The organism is Pseudoalteromonas sp. Cn5-37 (assembly GCF_021532495.1).
Taxonomy (GTDB): domain Bacteria; phylum Pseudomonadota; class Gammaproteobacteria; order Enterobacterales; family Alteromonadaceae; genus Pseudoalteromonas; species Pseudoalteromonas simplex.
Genome location: NZ_JAKGBA010000092.1, coordinates 1 through 1,087 on the forward strand (window position 1 = coordinate 1; position 1,087 = coordinate 1,087).

At 45.0% G+C, this 1,087-nt stretch carries 1 protein-coding gene; it reads right to left on the bottom strand.

Annotated elements, in window-relative coordinates; all coding sequences use genetic code 11:
- Nucleotides 1-35: 35 nt before the first annotated feature.
- Nucleotides 36-983 (bottom strand): IS30 family transposase, encoded by a 948-nt coding sequence (locus L1266_RS22215; protein WP_199524813.1) that lies wholly within the window; start codon nucleotides 981-983, stop codon nucleotides 36-38.
- Nucleotides 984-1,087 lie beyond the last annotated feature (104 nt).

Below are 1,087 nucleotides of genomic sequence, written 5' to 3' on the forward strand. Positions count from 1 at the left end.
CGCGAATTCAAGTCCGAAGTGCACCACTCGCTAAATTAGGCTGCTTTGCGTAATTCATCGAATATTACCGCTGGTTGCCTAAACCCTAGACATTTTCTCGGCCTCGCATTGAGCGCCTTTTCTATGTGCGCAATTTGCTTATCTGTCACCGTTCGTAAATCAGTGCCTTTGCGAATATATTGACGCAACAAGCCATTAAAGTTCTCATTTAACCCTCTTTCCCATGATGAGTAGGGGTTAGCAAAGTAGATGTCGGTTTTTAGCTTGTCTGAAACATGCTCATGTTCACAAAACTCACTCCCGTTGTCTGCGGTTATCGTATGAACATGGCGTCGATAGCGCCACAGCATACCTATCATTGCTCTGCTCACTTGCGCTGCACTTTTTGCTGGCACTTTGCGTATCAGGTAAAACTTACTTGTACGCTCGACTAAACTAACGATTGCTCCCGTACCATGCTTGCCAAGTACTGTATCCGCTTCCCAATCACCAAACCGTGTCTTAGTGTCAACAATCGCAGGTCTATGTTCAATGCCAACACGATTTGGGATGATGACACGTTTGCTTCGGCTGCCTTTACGATAACGTCTGTGCCCTTGTCGCAGATGTTTGTATAGCTTGCCACCACTCAATTTATCTTTTTGAATATAGCCATAAATCCATTCATGACTCACAGGATGCCCGATAATTTTGCTTACACCCGCAACCTGCTCAGGGCTCCATTTTTGCTCCAATCCAAACTCAACGAACGCAATTGTAAGTGCTGGCATGGAATACTTGGCAGCTAGACGTTTTCGTTTACATGCCTTTGAATGTGCAACCTCAGGCAAGTAATGACTTCGAGTACTATTGCGCCTAACTTCACGACTTATAGTGCTGTGGCTCACTTTTAGCCTTTTCCCTATCTCTCGATAGCTAAAACCCTCGCGTAAGTAGGCCTCAATCTGGTATCTTTGCCCTTCGATCAACTGCTTGTAACTCATGGTATCTACTCTTGTTTTTTGGCGATTACAGAGTACCACCAACAGGCAGTTGATCTCTTCTCACCGTTTAACCATGAGTGGTGCACTTATTATCTGAATTCGGG